Source organism: Stenotrophomonas sp. YJH_SMC_20 (genome assembly GCF_059367845.1).
Genome location: NZ_JCAFRG010000002.1, coordinates 34,458 through 51,393, shown reverse-complemented (window position 1 = coordinate 51,393; position 16,936 = coordinate 34,458). Strand labels below are relative to the sequence as shown.

Below are 16,936 nucleotides of genomic sequence, written 5' to 3'. Positions count from 1 at the left end.
GTTTCACCAGACAGGACATCGAAGATGAACCAGGCATTGTGGATCGCGAAAACCGGACTGGATGCGCAGCAGATGCGCATGTCGGTGGTTTCCAACAACCTCGCCAACACCAACACCACCGGCTTCAAGCAGGACCGTGCCAGCTTCGAGGACCTGCTGTACCAGCAGGTGCGCCAGCCGGGCGGCTCTTCGTCGGCGCAGACGCAGCTGCCGACCGGCCTGCAGCTGGGCACCGGCGTGCGCGTGGTAGCAACCGCCAAGAACTTCGAACAGGGTGGCCAGCAGCAGACCGGTCGCGCCCTGGATGTGATGGTCAACGGCCGCGGCTTCTTCGAAGTGCAGATGCCCGACGGAAGCTCGGCCTACACCCGTGATGGCTCGTTCAAGATCAACCAGGACAGCGAGCTGGTCACCAACAGCGGCTACCCGGTGCAGCCGGGCATCCAGATTCCCGAGGGCGCGCAGTCGGTCACCATCGGCAGCGACGGCACCATCAGCGTGAAGATGGCCGACAACGCCGCGTCGGTGGAAGTCGGTGCGCTGACCCTGACCGACTTCGTCAATCCGGCCGGCCTGCAGGCGCGCGGCGAGAACCTGTTCCTGGAAACCACGGCCTCGGGCCCGGCCCAGAACGGTAATCCCGGCCTGAACGGCCTCGGCACCGTGGTGCAGGGGGCGCTGGAAGGCAGCAACGTCAATGTGGTGGAAGAGCTGGTGTCGATGATCGAAACCCAGCGCGCCTACGAAATGAATGCCAAGGCGATCTCCACCACCGACTCGATGCTCGGCTATCTCAACAACAAGATCTGACCGGCCCAACCGGGAAACCGCCATGTCGCCCATTTCCAACTTTGCCCGCACTGCCCTCGCCTGCACCGTGGCCGCCCTGCTCGGTGGCTGCGTGATCGCGGGCGACGTGCGCCCCTACCCGGCGATGGCGCCGATCCAGCCGATCATGCCGCCGCAGGCCGCGCCCACCGCCGGGGCGATCTATGCCGCCGGCCCGACCCTGCAGCTGTATTCAGACCGCCGCGCACGCGATGTCGGCGACCTGCTGACCATCACCCTGCTGGAAAGCACCACCGCGCAGACCAGTGCAAACACCGCCACCAACAAGGAGTCCAACCTGAGCCTGGGCAGCCCGAGCATCTTTGGCGCGCCGGTCACCCTGGGCGGCAAGGACATCCTCAGCGCCAGTGCGGAAGGCAAGCGTGATTTCACCGGCAAGGGCAACAGCGCGCAGAGCAACCGCCTGCAGGGCAGCGTCACGGTCACCGTGGTCCAACGCCTGCCCAACGGCAACCTGGTAGTACAGGGGCAGAAGAACCTGCGGCTGAACCAGGGCGATGAACTGGTGCAGGTGCAGGGCATCGTGCGCCCTGGCGACATCAGCCAGGACAACACCATTCCGTCCAGCCGCGTGGCCGAAGCCCGCATCGTCTATGGCGGCCGCGGCCCGGTCGCGCAGTCCAACGCGATGGGCTGGCTGAGCCGCTTCTTCAACTCCGGCCTGACGCCGTTCTGAGTATGGCCATGAAACTCTTTCTCACTTCCTCCTGGCAGCGCCGCGTGGCGTCGTTCGTCGCGCTGATGCTGCTGGCCGTGACGGCGCCCGCCAGTGCCGAGCGCATCAAGGACCTGGCCCAGGTCGGCGGCGTTCGCGGCAACGCGCTGGTGGGCTATGGCCTGGTGGTCGGCCTGGATGGCAGCGGCGACCGCACCAGCCAGGCGCCCTTCACCGTGCAGAGCCTGAAGAACCTGCTCGGCGAGCTGGGCGTGAACGTGCCGCCGAACGTCAACCCGCAGCTGAAGAACGTGGCGGCGGTGGCGATCCACGCTGAACTGCCGCCGTTCGCCAAGCCCGGCCAGCCGATCGACATCACCGTGTCTTCCATCGGCAACGCGGTGTCGCTGCGCGGCGGTTCGCTGCTGATGGCGCCGCTGCGCGGTGCCGACGGCCAGATCTACGCGATCGCCCAGGGCAACCTGATCGTCGGCGGCTTTGGTGCGCAGGGCAAGGATGGTTCCCGTGTCTCGGTGAACGTGCCCAGCGTCGGCCGCATTCCCAACGGTGCAACCGTGGAACGTGCCCTGCCCGATCCGCTGGCCAATGGCGGCGACATCACCTTGAACCTGCACAACAACGATTTCACCACGGTCTCGCGCATGGTCGCTGCGCTCAACAACGCCTTCGGCGAAGGTGCGGCACGCGCGATCGATGGCGTGACCGTCGCGGTCACCGCGCCGACCGACCCCGGCGCACGCGTCGGCCTGCTGGCGCGCATCGAGAACCTGGAACTGACCCCGGGCAGCGCCCCGGCCAAGGTGGTGGTCAATTCGCGCACCGGCACCGTGGTCATCGGCCAGCAGGTGCGCGTGGGACCCGCGGCGATCTCGCACGGTTCGCTGACCGTGACCATCCAGGAAAACACCAACGTCAGCCAGCCCAATGCCCTGTCCGGCGGCCGCACCGTGGCCAGCCCGCAGTCCACCATCACCGCCACCAACGACGGCAGCCGCATGTTCAAGTTCAGCGGCGGCACCACCCTGGACGAGATCGTGCATGCGGTGAACGCCGTAGGTGCGGCACCGGGCGACCTGATCGCGATCCTGGAAGCCCTGAAGCAGGCCGGCGCATTGAGTGCCGAGCTCGAGGTTATCTGACATGCGCATCAATCCCGCATTCGACCTGCACCCGGCGCAACAGAACGATCCGGCAAGGATCGACAAGGTGGCGCGCCAGCTGGAAGGCCGGTTCGCGCAGATGCTGGTCAAGAGCATGCGTGACGCCAGCTTCGGCGACTCGCTGTTTCCCGGCGAGAACAAGATGTTCCGCGAGATGTACGACCAGAAGATTGCCGAGGCGATGACCCGCGGCAAAGGCCTGGGCCTGTCCAGCATGATCAGCCGGCAGCTGTCCGGCCAGGCCGCCGATGGCCCGGCGCTGGATACCCGCGTGGATCCGGCCAAGGCCAGCCGTGCTTACCAGCTCAATGCACCGGCCAGGCCGGCACCGTCGCTGCCACTGGAAGACGGCAGCCAGGCGGTGCGCCTGCTGCAGCAGATGGCCGCCGGTGCGCAGCACGGTGCGCAGGCGGCAGTGGCGCCGATGGAGCAGGCCCTGGATCTGATCGCCGGGCGCGAGAGCAGCAGCATGCACCGCTCGCTGGGCACCGACGATCCGTACATCGGCAGCCTGCAGGGCGAGGACTGGGCCGCCAACAGCGACCAGTGGTCGGCCACCGCCAGCAACCGCGGCACCGCGATCAGCCCGGCCGATGCGATGGCGACCCGCACCGCTGTCGCCCGGCTCGGCGAGCACACCCCGGAAGGCTTCGTCGCCAGCATCTGGCAGCACGCGCAGCGTGCGGCCAAGGAACTGGGCGTGGATGCCCGCGCCCTGGTCGCCCAGGCGGCGCTGGAAACCGGCTGGGGCAAGCGCCACATCAAGCATGCCGACGGCAGCACTTCGCACAACCTGTTCGGCATCAAGGCCAATGGCTGGAACGGCCAGCGCGCCGTAGCCGGCACCCATGAATATGTCGATGGCGTGCGCCGCAACGAGACCGCCAGCTTCCGCGCCTACAGTTCGCCGGCCGAGAGCTTTGCCGACTACGTGCGCCTGCTGAAGACCAGCCCGCGCTACCAGCAGGCCCTGCAGGCCGGCACCGACGTGCAGGGCTTCGCCCGTGGCCTGCAGCGCGCCGGCTATGCCACCGATCCGCGCTACGCGGCCAAGATCGCCGCGATCGCCGGCGGCCCGACCATCGAGCGCGCCGTCGCCGCCGTGGCAGACGCCGGCTCGCGCCTTGGCCAGACCTTCGCCAGCACCGCGACCGCGGCGCTGGGTATCACCCGTCGTTGAGGAATCCCATGTCCAGCGTACTTTCCACCGGTACCGGTGCCCTGCTCGCCTTCCAGCGTGCGTTGGCGACCACCAGCCACAACGTGGCCAACCTCAATACGCCCGGCTACAGCCGGCAGAAGGTCAACTTCGCCACCGCCGATCCGCAGAACTATGGCTACGGCACGGTCGGCAACGGTACCCGCATCACCGACATCCGCCGCACCGCCGACCAGCTGGCCATCTCGCGCCTGCTCGACAGCAGCGGCGAACTGGCGCGCCTGAAACAGCTTTCGGGCATGGCCGACCGGGTCAACGCGCTGTTCTCTGATGCGGCCACGAATGTCTCTGGTGTGTGGTCGAACTTCTTCGACTCGGTCAGTGGCCTGTCCTCCAATGCCTCCGGCACGGCCGATCGCCAGAACATGCTCGATGGCGGCAAGGCCCTGGCCAACCGCTTTGTGCAGCTCAACACCCACCTGAACAACCTCAACAGCGAGGTCAACAACGGCCTGCTGGCCGGTGCCACCGAGGTCAACCGCCTGGCGCAGGAGATCGCGCAGATCAACGGTGCGATCGGCACCAACATCGCCACCGCCGCGCCCGACCTGCTCGATCGGCGCGACCAGCTGATCACCCAGCTGATCGGCTACACCGGCGGCACCGCGGTGATCCAGGACGGCGGCATCATGAATGTCTACACCGCCGGCGGCAACGCGCTGGTGGTGGGCACCACCGCAACCAAGGTCACCACCGTGGCCGACCCGTACCAGCCCGAGCGCCTGCAGCTGGCCCTGGAAACGCAGGGCAACACCATCCGCCTCGACCCGAAGGCAGTAGGCGGCCAGATCGGCGGCCTGATGGAGTTCCGCGACACCGTGCTGACCCCGGCCCAGGCCGAACTGGGCAAGTTGGCTGTCGGCCTGGCCGAGACCTTCAACCAGGCCCACCACCAGGGCGTGGACATGTATGGCCAGCTCGGGGGCGACTTCTTCAACATCGGCAACCCGCGCGTCACCGCCAACAACGCCAACACCGGCACCGCCAGCCTCAGCGCCACCTATGGCGACCTGGGCAAGCTGGACGCGCAGAACGTGGTGCTGCAGTTCGATGGCAGCAACTGGAAGGCCAGCCGGGCCGACACCGGCGCCAGCGTTCCGCTGGCCGGCACCGGCACCGCCGCCGATCCGCTGGTGATCAACGGCGTCACGCTGGTCGTGGGCGGCACCCCCGCTGCCAACGACCGATTCCTGCTGCAGCCCACTGCAGGCGTCGCCGGCAGCATGGAGATCGCCATCACCGATCCGTCCCGGATTGCAGCCGCTGCCGCGGTCAAGGGCGCCGCCGCGACGGCCAACACGGGCACCGGCAAGCTGAGTGGCGTGACCGTGACCGATTCGAGCAACGCCAACCTGCGCAATCCGGCCGCGATCGTGTTCACCTCGGCCACCACCTACACCATCGATGGTGGCCCGCCGCAGACCTACACGCCCGGCCAGACCATCAGCGCCAATGGCTGGAGCTTCGTGCTGGACGGTGCGCCGAAGGTCGGCGACACCTTCAACATCACCCCGACGCCGGCCGGCTCCTCCGACAACAGCAACGCCTCCAGGCTGGCCAAGGTCGAGAGCGCCAAGGCCTTCAATGCCGGCACGGTGACGCTGAACGGCGCGCTGGGTGGCCTCACCACCCAGGTGGGTGCTGCGGCCCGTTCGGCCGAGTACTCGCTGGAAGCGCAACTGGTGATCAACGACAAGGCGCAGGAAGCGCGCGATGAAGTGTCCGGCGTCAACCTGGACGAGGAAGCGGCCGACATGCTGCGCCTGCAGCAGGCCTACCAGGCCGCCTCGCAGCTGATCTCCACCGCCGACAGCATGTTCCAGACCATCCTGGGAGCCGTCCGCCGATGAGCAGCCGCATCTCCACCAGCATGATGTACAACCAGTCGGTGTCGCTGATGATGGCCAAGCAGGCCAAGCTCAGCCACCTGGAGCAGCAGATCGCCACCGGCAGCAAGATCGTCTCCGCAAAGGACGATCCGGTCGGGGCCGGCGCAGCGGTCGGACTGGACCGCAGCCTGGCCGCACTGGAACGGATGAAGCTCAACGCCGGCAACGTGCAGAACCGGCTGGGCGTGCAGGAAAACACCCTGGCCCAGGTCAATGATCTGATGGGGCGCGTCAACGACCTGACCATCCAGGCCAGCAACCCCGCCCTGAGCGCGTCCGACAAGAAGACGCTGATCACCGAACTGAACCAGATCCGCGACGGCCTGCTGTCGCTGGCCAACGCCGAGGACGGCACGGGTCGCTATGTATTCGGCGGCACCAACGACGGCGATCCGCCGTTTGCCAGGATCAATGGCAAGGTGGTCTACCGCGGTGACCAGACCCAGCGCCAGATCGAGGTCGGCCCCGATACCTACGTGCGCGATGCCCTGCCCGGCAGCGAAATCTTCATGCGCATCCCCACCGGCGATGGCTTCGTCGATGGCGCCGCTGCGGCGGGCAACACCGGTAACGGCGTGCTGACCAACATCACCCGTGATGGCAGCGACAGCTGGAACGGGCAGTCCTTCAGCATCCGCTTCACCGCTGCCGACCAGTACGAGGTGCTGGATGGCGCCGGCAACGTGACCGGCACCGGCACCTTCAAGGCAGGTGACAACGTGGAAGTGAACGGCGTGCGGCTGCAGATTACCGGCGCGCCGGCAGCGGGCGACAGCTTCAACGTGAAGCCGGCGAGCAGCCGCGACATCTTTGACACCATGGACAAGCTGATCGCCGCACTGGATGCCGACACCGGCACCACCGCGAAGATGAGCGCCCAGCAGAACGAACTGCAGAGTGCATTGCGTGACGTGGCGCGCGCGTCGGAGCGGATGATCGATTCGCGTGCGGCCGGTGGCGCGCAGCTGAAGGCACTGGACAACGCCGCCGACATGCGCGAAGCCAACAGCGTGACGCTGAAAACCACGCTGTCGCAGATGCGCGACCTGGACTACGCCGATGCGCTGAGCCAGTACCAGTTGCAGAGCACCGCGCTGCAGGCGGCACAGACGATCTTCTCGCAGATGCAGTCGATGTCGCTGTTCAACAAGATCGGCTGACAGCACCCCCGCCTCAGCCCCGAAAGGCCGCGATGCTTGCATCGCGGCCTTTTTCGTTTCCGTGGCCCGTCGCCGCGAAGCATTCCAGACAGCGCTCGGCGGATTTTCCGTGATTGCCCATCAAGCCCGGCCCCACCCCGCCGATACCTTCATCAGCGCTGGTTGGGCCTGCCCAACCGCCCCTTCCGGGTGCGCCTACACGCCCCTTCGGGGTTGGAAAAACCCGGAAAAACAGCCTCCGGCAACGAATTACGACTTCAACGGAATTCACGGCTAAAGGTTGTTGACAAAGCGCCGTTATTCATTTGGCAACGGCGAAGCACACAGCCACACAAAAAAACCGGCGGCGCTTCGTTTCATTCACCAACGGGTTCCATATAAGAGGAGACGACCCCATGGCACAGGTAATCAACACCAATACGATGTCGCTCAACGCTCAGCGCAACCTGAGCACCAGCGGCAGCTCGCTGGCCACCACCATCCAGCGCCTCTCGTCCGGCCTGCGCATCAACAGCGCGAAGGACGACGCCGCCGGCCTGGCGATCTCGGAGCGCTTCAGCACCCAGATCCGCGGCCTGGACGTGGCCATCCGCAATGCCAACGACGGCATCTCGCTGGCCCAGGTCGCCGAAGGCTCGCTGAGCGAAGTCGGCAACAACCTGCAGCGCATCCGCGAACTGGCCGTGCAGGCCTCCAATGCCACCAACTCCAGCAGCGACCGCAAGGCCCTGCAGGCCGAAGTGACCCAGCTGGTCAGCGAAATCGATCGCGTCGCCAAGCAGAGCGACTTCAACGGCACCAAGCTGCTGGACGGCTCGTTCACCAGCCAGCTGTTCCAGGTCGGCGCCAATGCAGGCCAGGCCATTGCGATCAACAGCGTGGTGGATGCAAAGGCTGAATCGCTGGGTGCCACCACCTTCGTCGATGCCGGCAGCGCCGCCCTTGCTGACGCAACCGTCGATACCGCGGCCGGCAAGCTGGCCAACATCACGGTTGGTGGCGTCAGCATCGGCGACGTCACGTTCGACTACACCACCCCGCCGGGCGCACCGGCCACCCCGGCCGAGATCGCTGCGGTGCGCAAGGTCAATCAGGACAACGCCACCAAGGCATTGGCTGCCGCCCTGAACGGCAAGATCGGCGAAACCGGCCTGCACGCTGCGCAGTCCACCACCCCCGGCGAAGTCACCCTGACCTCGGTCAAGGCCGACAACACCGTGGCTGGTGTCACCGTGAAAATTGGGCCGACCGCGACCGCAACCGCCCTGAACGCCCCCGCCGCCGGCACCACCGCCTCTCACGTAGCAGATATCAAGATCGACACCGTTGCCGGCGCACAGCAGGCACTGGAAGTTGTCGACAAGGCTCTGGAATCGGTCAACAGCGTGCGCGCCGACCTCGGCGCGATCCAGAACCGCTTCACCTCGGTGGTGGCCAACCTGCAGACCTCCTCGGAGAACCTGTCGGCATCGCGCAGCCGCATCCGCGATACCGATTTCGCCAAGGAAACCGCCGAACTGACCCGCACCCAGATCCTGCAGCAGGCCGGTACGGCCATGCTGGCCCAGGCCAACCAGGTACCGCAGAACGTGCTCAGCCTGTTGCAGCGCTGACATGAGCCGCCCCCGGGGCACGTCGGGGGCGTCTAACCCAACTCACGTGCAACCGCTCAAGGACCTCTCCTCATGGCACAAGTCATCAACACCAACACGATGTCGTTGAATGCTCAGCGTAACCTGAGCACCAGCGGCAGCTCGCTGGCCACCACCATCCAGCGCCTGTCCTCCGGTTCGCGCATCAACAGCGCCAAGGACGACGCCGCTGGCCTGGCGATCTCCGAGCGCTTCGGCACGCAGATCCGCGGTACCGACGTCGCCATCCGCAATGCCAACGACGGCATTTCGCTGGCCCAGGTCGCCGAAGGTTCGCTGACCGAGATCGGCAACAACCTGCAGCGTATCCGTGAACTGGCCGTGCAGTCGTCGAACGCCACCAACTCTGCCAGCGACCGCAAGGCTCTGCAGGCCGAAGTGACCCAGCTGAAGTCGGAAATCGATCGCGTTGCCAAGCAGTCCGAGTTCAATGGCACCAAGCTGCTGGACGGCTCGTTCTCCAGCCAGCTGTTCCAGGTGGGCGCCAACGCTGGTCAGGCCATCGCTATCGACAAGGTGGTTGACGCAAAAGCCGACGCACTCGGAAATGCTGCATTTGACGACCGTACGTTGGCCATCACTGCGACCGGCATTGCCGCGGCCGACAAGGGGAAGACCATCTCCTATGACGGCCTGACCATTGGTGGCGGCGGCTTGGCAGCTGGCATCAAGATTGACAAGGTCGAAGTGACTTCGACGGGCGTTATTGCAGAGGACCAGAAAGCATTGGTTGCTGCCGTCACCACCGCTATCAATGCCAAGATCGGTGAGGCGGGAATCTACGCAGAAGTTGGCGCCAACGCCGGCGAAATCACGCTCACCTCCGTCAAGGAGAGCATCGATTCCTCGGGCAACTTCGCAGGCATGACTGTCAGCGCTGGCACCGGCACGCTTACCGGTGCCGCAGGCACCGTCGCCATCGGCAGCGTTGCGCTTACTGCCGGCCCAGCTAAGGCAGGGAAGATGCTCTCCGATGTCAACATCGATAGCGTCAAGGGAGCTCAACAGGCTCTAGAAGTCGTAGACAAGGCCCTCGGTGCCATCAACAGCACCCGCGCAGACCTGGGCGCGATCCAGAACCGCTTCACCTCGGTCGTCGCCAACCTGCAGACCTCGACGGAAAACCTGTCGGCCTCGCGTAGCCGCATCAAGGATACCGATTTCGCCAAGGAAACCGCCGAACTGACCCGCACCCAGATCCTGCAGCAGGCCGGTACGGCCATGCTGGCCCAGGCCAACCAGGTGCCGCAGGGCGTGCTCAGCCTGCTGCGCTGATCTGCACCTTGATCGACCACTGGGCGGCGGCTGAGCTGCCGCCCGGTTCCTGAAACACGTACCACCTTCGCCAAAGGAAAAGCACCATGGCACAAGTCATCAATACCAACACGATGTCGTTGAACGCTCAGCGCAACCTGAGCACCAGCGGCAGCTCGCTGGCCACCACCATCCAGCGCCTGTCCTCCGGTTCGCGCATCAACAGCGCAAAGGACGACGCCGCCGGTCTGGCGATCTCCGAGCGCTTCGGCACCCAGATCCGCGGTACCGACGTCGCCATCCGCAATGCCAACGACGGCATTTCGCTGGCCCAGGTCGCCGAAGGTTCGCTGTCGGAAATCGGCAACAACCTGCAGCGTATCCGTGAACTGTCGGTGCAGTCGTCGAACGCCACCAACTCGGCCAGCGACCGCAAGGCCCTGCAGGCCGAAGTGACCCAGCTGAAGTCGGAAATCGATCGCGTCGCCAAGCAGTCCGAGTTCAACGGCACCAAGCTGCTGGACGGTTCGTTCTCCAGCCAGCTGTTCCAGGTTGGCGCCAATGCCGGCCAGGCCATCGCCATCGACAAGGTCGTCGATGCCAAGACCAGCTCGCTGGGCGACGCCACCTTTGCCAATGTCTACAAGGGCACCAAGCTGGGCGTCACCCCGGCGCAGCCGGGCCCGCCGCCGGTTCCGGCCGTCGACACCGACAAGGCCACCGCTGACATGAGCATCGACAAGATCACCGTCAAGGTGACCGACGCCGATGGCAAGGCAACCGACGTCACCGTGGGTGCCTTCACGATCAAGGCGGGTGAGTCGATCACCAAGAGCACTGCCGCCGCCATCAACGCCAAGATCGGCGAAACGGGCGTCCAGGCTTCGGTCGATGACGCGACCATCAACCTGACCTCGGTCAAGGCCGGCCAGACCTTCAGCCTGACCTATGCGACCGCTGCCAACGAAGCGGCCGTGGGCCTGACCCAGACCAGCACCGATGGCGGCGAACTGACCGGCGCCACCTCCAGCAAGCTGGACGACGTCGACGTGTCCACCGTTGCCGGTGCACAGCAGGCACTGGAGATCGTCGACAAGGCGCTCAGCTCGATCAACAACACCCGCGCTGACCTGGGTGCGATCCAGAACCGCTTCACCTCGGTCGTCGCCAACCTGCAGACCTCGACGGAGAACCTGTCGGCTTCGCGTAGCCGCATCAAGGACACCGACTTCGCGAAGGAAACCGCCGAGCTGACCCGCACCCAGATCCTGCAGCAGGCCGGTACGGCCATGCTGGCCCAGGCCAACCAGGTGCCGCAGGGCGTGCTCAGCCTGCTGCGCTGATCCACGGAAGGTTCCGCTGCCGCCGGTTGGATACGGCGGCAGCGGCAACCCGGTAGCCACGGTGCACGAAGGCGCGGGCCATGCCCGGCCCGGGATCTCTCCCGAACCGGCTCGGCATCGCCCGCTCCTGCGGACCTCTCTTTCAGCGCTGTACCTTTGACTGTACGTACCGGGCGGCTTCGTCTCCCCCCGATTGTCAGTAGCCTGATCCCTCCCCTGCATTGGGGGAGGGCTTTTTGCAGACCCCCGGCAGCCTGCGGTGAATGTCCCCGCACCCTGCCCCAACCCTCCTGCAATCTGCGTGCCAGAACCTGCGCCAGACCATTGGCACGGCGCATGCATCAACGAAGTCCTCAAGACCCAGCGGCGCAGGCCGCTATTTTCGTTGACGACGGGCCGCCGCACGACGGCCAGGCCCGGATACCAGGAGAAACGACGTGGCAGACTTTGGATACGGTGGCATTGGCTCGGGGCTGGACATTTCCAGCATCGTCAACCAGCTGGTCGCAGCTGACCGCAAGCCCGCCGACAATGCGCTGAACCTGCAGCAGTCCAAGGCCAAGATGCAGCTGTCGTCGATCGGCACCGTTACGGCGGCCTTCGACAAGCTGAAGACCGCGCTGACGGCCCTCAAGGCCACGACGGCCTTCGATACCCGCACCGTCACCGCCACCGGCAAGGCCGGTCCGAACAATGCAGATGATGTGCTGACGGCGTCGGTCGCGTTGTACGACGTGGGCACGACCAAGGCAGCGGCCTCCAACGGCACGCACCAGGTGGAGGTGAAATCCCTCGCCACGGCACACAAGCTGATCGCCGATACCTCGGTGCCCAAGACCGACACCTTCGGTGCCGGAACCTTGACGCTGACCGTTGGCGTGGGCGACAAGGCCAAGACCATGAACGTGACGGTGGAGGACGGCGACACGCTGACCACCATCCGCAACAAGATCGATGCCGCCGGGCGCAAGGAAGGCGTGCAGGCCACGCTTATCAGCTCGGGCGACAACCAGTATCTGTCGATCGCCCAGGAAAAGACCGGTGCCGCCAACGCGATCAAGCTGGAGTATGCAGGCAGCGACCCGAAGCTGGGTGCACTGGTAGGCAGCCTGAAAGAAAACACGGCCGCTGCGGACGCCGAACTGACCATCGACGGCGTCAAAGTGGTCAGTGCCAGCAATACGGTGACCGATGCGGTACCGGGCCTGACCCTGAACCTGAAGGTTCCCGGCAAGAGTACCGTGGTGATCAGCACCGACACGGCCGCCGCGACCAAGGTCATGCAGGAATTCGTGACCGCCTACAACGCGGCGATCGCGGCGATCAACACGGAGACCAAATACGACGCCAAGACCAAGGAAGCCGCCACCCTGACGGGTGACGCGCAGATGCGCGGCGCCTCCAGCCAGCTGCGTTCGATGATGTCGAGCGTGTTGAAGGAGCTCTCGGCCGACGGCCTGGATCCGAAGGTGCTGGGCCTGCAGACCCGCGGTTATCCCAACGCCGACGGCAGCCTCGTTCTCGATACCACCAAGTTTGCCGCCGCACTGGCCAGCCAGCCTGAGAAGATCCGCTCGGCCATCACCGGCGACACCGGCGGTGCTGGCACCCTGTACACCATGGTCGACGGCTATGTCAGCACCACCGTCGGCAAGGAAGGGGCGTTCGTCGCCCGCACCAAGGGCCTGAACACCACGCTGGACAACATCGACAAGCGCCGCAAGGACCTCGACACGCGCATGAAGAACGTCGAGGAACGCTACAAGAAGCAGTTCCTGGCGCTCGACAGCCTGATGGGCAAGCTGCAGCAGAGCAACACCGCACTGCAGCAGCAGCTGGCACAGCTGAACCGCTAAAGGACGGCGTGCAACGCTCAAGTTTGGCGTGGTTCGCACCGATAACGGACGCAACAGCAATCAACGCCGCACCGCCGGCCACGGTCCCCACGACCACCCGACGGCACCCAGCGCAAGGAGAATCACGAATGTACGGTTCCAGCCGTCAATATGCCGAGCAGTACCGCCAGGTGGGAGTGACCAGTGCGGTTGCCGACGCCGATCCGCACAAGCTGGTGGCGATGCTGCTGGCGGGCGCGCTGGAGCGCGTACGCCGTGCCCAGGCCAGTCTTGAGCGTGGCGACCAGGCCGGAAAGGGCAAGGCGATCGGCGAAGTCTGCGCGATTGTCGGCCACCTCAACGGCTCGCTGGATCACGAAGCCGGCGGCGAGATCGCCGGCAATCTGTCGGCACTGTACGACTACGTGTTGCAGCGCCTGACCGAGGCCAACCTGCACAACGACCGTGCCGCGCTGGATGAATCGCTGCAGTTGCTGGGCGAGATCGACAGCGCCTGGAACGCGATCCCGCACGAGCAGCGCCGGCCGGCGGCGGTGGCGCCATGAGCCTGCACGAACTGCACGCCCAGCTGGATGCCTTCGAGAAGGCGCTGGGCGAAGAGTCCCTCGACCAGGCCGACAGCCTGCTCGACGGCCACGACAGCACGCTGCATGCGCTGCTCAGCCAGCCGCTGGCCGCCACCGACCACGCACCGCTGGCTGCGCTGTTCGATCGCCAGCAGAATCTGCTCGGCCTGCTGCGCCAGCGCCGTGATGCGGTGGCAGCACTGATGAATGACGGCCAGCGTTCCCTTCGCGCAGCGCATGCCTACCTGCAGGCAGAATCGCTGGCATGACCCAATTGCCGACCACGTCGCTGCACCACCCGGCTGAAAGCGAGCTGTTCGACGAGACGCTCAGCTGCGAGCTGGCCCTGCCGGCCGAGTTCCAGGCAGGCAGCGCGGCCGGTCGCACCAGCATCGCCGAAGGCCTGCTGCGCAGCCTGGCGCTGGTTGAAGACAGCCGCGTTGACGAACATGACGACCGCAATGAGGCCAGCCTGCAGTTGCAGCGGCTGGAGGCCAAGCTGGATCTGGCGATGGTGCTGCTGGGCCGGCTGGTACGCCAGCAGGGCCAGGAACTGACCCTGCGCCCCGTGCGCTGGTCGCGCCGCGGCATCCGCCTGCAGCTGGGCCCACGCAGTGGCGCCAGCCCCGGCCAGGCCGGCGTGGTGCGCCTGCAGCCCAGCGATTGGCTGCCCGACCATATCGACCTGCCGGTGGAAGTGATCGCCGAAGCGGCGGACGGTGGCGGCGGTCACTACCTGTGGCTGCGTTTCCAGCGTCTTGGCGATGGCCTTGAGATGGCAATGGAGCGGCACTTGTTCCGCCTGCACCGCCGCCAGGTGGCCGAGGCGCGCCGCGCCCGCTGAAACCTGCCACCATCACGCTTTGCGGGCAAGCCTTGGCGCGCCCGTTCAGCTAAGTTAAGGTGGACTCCCCTACACGGATCTGTTGCGTGCCTGTGCGAGTTCTCATCGTCGACGATCACACCCTCGTCCGCGCCGGCCTGGCGCGGCTGCTGCAGGGGTTTGCCGACGTGCAGCTTGTTGCCGAGGCCAGCAACGCCGAGCAGGCACTGCAGCTGGCCCTGCAGCACGCACCGGATGTGGTGCTGATGGACCTCTCGCTGCCGGGCCGCACCGGCCTGGAAGCACTCAGCGACATCCGCCTGCGCGCGCCCGGTACCCGGGTGGTGATGATGACCATGCACGACGATGCCGCTCACGTGCGCGATGCGCTGGATCGGGGCGCGGTCGGGTTCGTGGTCAAGGATGCAGCACCGCAGGAGTTGGAACTGGCGCTGCGCGCCGCGCATGCCGGCCAGGTGTTCCTGAGCCCGCAGATCTCCGCCAAGATGCTGGCACCGATGCTGGGCCGCGAGAAGCCCACCGGCATCGCCGCGCTGTCGCCGCGCCAGCGCGAGATCCTGCGCCGCATCGGCAAGGGCGAAAGCAACAAGGAAATCGCCGCCGACCTCGGCATCAGCGTCAAGACGGTGGAGACCCATCGCGCACGCATGATGGAGTCGCTCGGCTGCCGCCGCGCCAACGATCTGCTGCTGCTGGCCGCGCGCCACCAGCACGAGCTGGAGTGATTGCCTGCGAATGGGGTCAGATCCCTTTCCGCAGGAAAGGGATCTGACCCCTGCCCGGCACTGCACCGGCGACGAATTCCCGTCACCCCGACATTCCCTGACAGGAATCCGTACACCGGCCGCTGCAAAACCCGCTGCGTCGGCACGACGAATCAATGACTTGGCGGCCCGTTTCGTCAATATCCCGAGCCGATGTAGGGATAACCCCTACATCCTGTCGGGACAACCACGAATCCCCTCAGGAACCCCCTGATTCCGCCCCCGCCGGATCAAAAGCAAGATGCGTTCCACAAGGCGCCGGGGAGCGGCGCCGGGGAACCACGATGAAGGCTGCACTCTCGACCCAGCTGGGCCAACAACTTCACCTCACCCCGCAGTTGCTGCAGTCGATCCGGCTGCTGCAACTCGACGGCCTGCACCTGGAACAGGAAATCCAGCGCCTGCTGGACTCCAACCCGCTGCTCGAAATCGAAGAGGCCGAAGCGCCTGCCGCCGAAGCCACCGAGGCCAGCGCGACCACGCTGGAAACCGCCGCGTTCGACGAGTTGCCCGAGTCTTCGATGTGGGACGTGGTCGGCGCCAGCTGGCAGGACGGCGACGACGATCGCATGGCGCGCATCGCCGCCGGCGAATCGACCGACCCGCAATTGCGCGTGCTGCAGCGCCTGTCGCTGGACATGGATGACCGCGAACTGGCAGTGGCCGCGTTCTGGCTCGACCACTGCGATGAGGCCGGCTACCTGCAGGCGCCGCTGGCACAGCTGCAGCTGCTGGCCAGCGCCCAGTTCGACATCGCCGCCGCTGGCGTGGAAACCATCCGCCAGCAGCTGCTGCACGGCGAGCCGGCCGGCATGGCCGCACAGGACCTGCGCGAAGGCCTGCAGGCGCAGCTGCGCAGCCTGCACGGCGTGGTGCCGGCCCGCCATCTGGCTGCGCGCATCCTGGACGGCGCGCTCGATGCACTGGCTGCCCACGACTACCCCGCCCTCGCCCGCCAGCACGACGCCGAGATCGACGACGTGCGCGAGGCGGTGCGCCTGATCCTGTCGCTGCAGCCGCGCCCCGGCGACAGCCTGCTGCCCGAGCGCAACGCGGTGGTGGTGCCGGACGTCGTCGCTTGGCACGCCGACGGGCAGTGGAAGGTCGCCCTGAACCCGGCCACCAGCCGCCGCGTGTCGATCAACAGCCAGTACGAACAGGTGCTGGCCGAAACCAGCGACGCCGCCCCGGCGCTGCGCGAGATGCTGCAGGAGGCGCGCTGGTTCAGCCGTGGCCTGTCGATGCGCTACGACACCCTGCTGCGTACGGCGCGGGTGATCGTCGAGCGCCAGGCCGCCTTCCTGGTGCGGGGCGAAGAGGCCATGGCGCCGTTGACCCTGAAGGAAGTGGCCGAGGAAATCGGCATGCATGAGTCCACCGTCTCGCGCATCACCACCGGCAAGTTCCTGCAGACCCCGCGCGGCACCTTCGAGCTGAAGCACTTCTTCGCCGTGCGCCTGGAGGGCGCCAGCGTCTCCGGCCAGGCGGTGAAGGCCATGGTCCGCCGCCTGATCGACGCCGAACCGGCCGGCCGCCCGCTGGCCGACGAGGCCATTGCCGGCCTGCTGTCGCGCCAGGGGGTGAACATTGCCCGCCGAACCGTCGCAAAATACCGAGAACAACTGGATATCGCCCCGGCCCGCGAACGGCGCCGGCTCAGCGCCAGGCAACCCCAGCTGGCCCGGGTGGGCTGAAAAGGATGTT

The 16,936-nt window shown here is 66.3% G+C and carries 15 protein-coding genes; all 15 read left to right on the top strand.

Annotated elements, in window-relative coordinates; translation table 11 throughout:
- Positions 1-24: 24 nt before the first annotated feature.
- The 15 genes from flgG (at position 25) to rpoN (ending at position 16,926) form a co-directional block, all read left to right on the top strand.
- Positions 25-810: a flagellar basal-body rod protein FlgG gene (gene flgG / locus AC5P6A_RS03580; RefSeq protein WP_005416457.1), complete on the top strand. Its 786-nt coding sequence runs from the start codon at positions 25-27 to the stop codon at positions 808-810.
- Positions 811-832: 22 nt separating this feature from the next.
- Positions 833-1,525 (top strand): flagellar basal body L-ring protein FlgH, encoded by a 693-nt coding sequence (gene flgH / locus AC5P6A_RS03575; protein ID WP_180877470.1) that lies wholly within the window; start codon positions 833-835, stop codon positions 1,523-1,525.
- 8 nt (positions 1,526-1,533) lie between these two features.
- The gene (locus AC5P6A_RS03570; RefSeq protein WP_429001270.1) at positions 1,534-2,664 is read left to right on the top strand and encodes a flagellar basal body P-ring protein FlgI; all 1,131 of its coding nucleotides are present in this window, start codon (positions 1,534-1,536) and stop codon (positions 2,662-2,664) included.
- A gap of 1 nt (position 2,665) precedes the next feature.
- Positions 2,666-3,865: a flagellar assembly peptidoglycan hydrolase FlgJ gene (flgJ, locus tag AC5P6A_RS03565; RefSeq protein WP_346714812.1), complete on the top strand. Its 1,200-nt coding sequence runs from the start codon at positions 2,666-2,668 to the stop codon at positions 3,863-3,865.
- 8 nt (positions 3,866-3,873) lie between these two features.
- Positions 3,874-5,754 (top strand): flagellar hook-associated protein FlgK, encoded by a 1,881-nt coding sequence (flgK, locus tag AC5P6A_RS03560; RefSeq protein ID WP_021201758.1) that lies wholly within the window; start codon positions 3,874-3,876, stop codon positions 5,752-5,754.
- Complete coding sequence (flgL, locus tag AC5P6A_RS03555) at positions 5,751-6,953, top strand: flagellar hook-associated protein FlgL (protein ID WP_019659614.1); 1,203 nt, start codon at positions 5,751-5,753, stop codon at positions 6,951-6,953. Before flgK ends, flgL begins: the two co-directional genes overlap by 4 nt.
- Before the next feature lie 395 nt (positions 6,954-7,348).
- A complete protein-coding gene (locus AC5P6A_RS03550) occupies positions 7,349-8,566 on the top strand; it encodes a flagellin (protein ID WP_346714811.1) in 1,218 nt (405 codons plus the stop codon).
- 72 nt (positions 8,567-8,638) lie between these two features.
- On the top strand, positions 8,639-9,880 hold the full coding sequence (locus tag AC5P6A_RS03545; RefSeq protein ID WP_180877473.1) for a flagellin: 1,242 nt from the start codon (positions 8,639-8,641) through the stop codon (positions 9,878-9,880).
- Positions 9,881-9,966: 86 nt separating this feature from the next.
- A complete protein-coding gene (locus tag AC5P6A_RS03540; RefSeq protein WP_312544953.1) occupies positions 9,967-11,202 on the top strand; it encodes a flagellin in 1,236 nt (411 codons plus the stop codon).
- Positions 11,203-11,639: 437 nt separating this feature from the next.
- Positions 11,640-13,058 (top strand): flagellar filament capping protein FliD, encoded by a 1,419-nt coding sequence (fliD, locus tag AC5P6A_RS03535; protein ID WP_111104208.1) that lies wholly within the window; start codon positions 11,640-11,642, stop codon positions 13,056-13,058.
- Positions 13,059-13,186: 128 nt separating this feature from the next.
- Positions 13,187-13,603, top strand: coding sequence for a flagellar export chaperone FliS (gene fliS / locus AC5P6A_RS03530; protein ID WP_019336597.1), 417 nt, complete (start codon positions 13,187-13,189; stop codon positions 13,601-13,603).
- Entirely contained in the window at positions 13,600-13,893 is a 294-nt protein-coding gene (locus AC5P6A_RS03525; RefSeq protein ID WP_021201752.1) for a hypothetical protein, read from the top strand. The genes fliS and AC5P6A_RS03525 overlap by 4 nt, the downstream gene beginning before the upstream one ends.
- Positions 13,890-14,468, top strand: a complete 579-nt coding sequence (locus AC5P6A_RS03520) for a PilZ domain-containing protein (RefSeq protein ID WP_171953128.1) — start codon at positions 13,890-13,892, stop codon at positions 14,466-14,468. Before AC5P6A_RS03525 ends, AC5P6A_RS03520 begins: the two co-directional genes overlap by 4 nt.
- 92 nt (positions 14,469-14,560) lie before the next feature.
- The gene (locus AC5P6A_RS03515) at positions 14,561-15,193 is read left to right on the top strand and encodes a response regulator (RefSeq protein WP_005413261.1); all 633 of its coding nucleotides are present in this window, start codon (positions 14,561-14,563) and stop codon (positions 15,191-15,193) included.
- A gap of 323 nt (positions 15,194-15,516) precedes the next feature.
- Complete coding sequence (gene rpoN / locus AC5P6A_RS03510; protein ID WP_308305463.1) at positions 15,517-16,926, top strand: RNA polymerase factor sigma-54; 1,410 nt, start codon at positions 15,517-15,519, stop codon at positions 16,924-16,926.
- Positions 16,927-16,936: the final 10 nt, after the last annotated feature.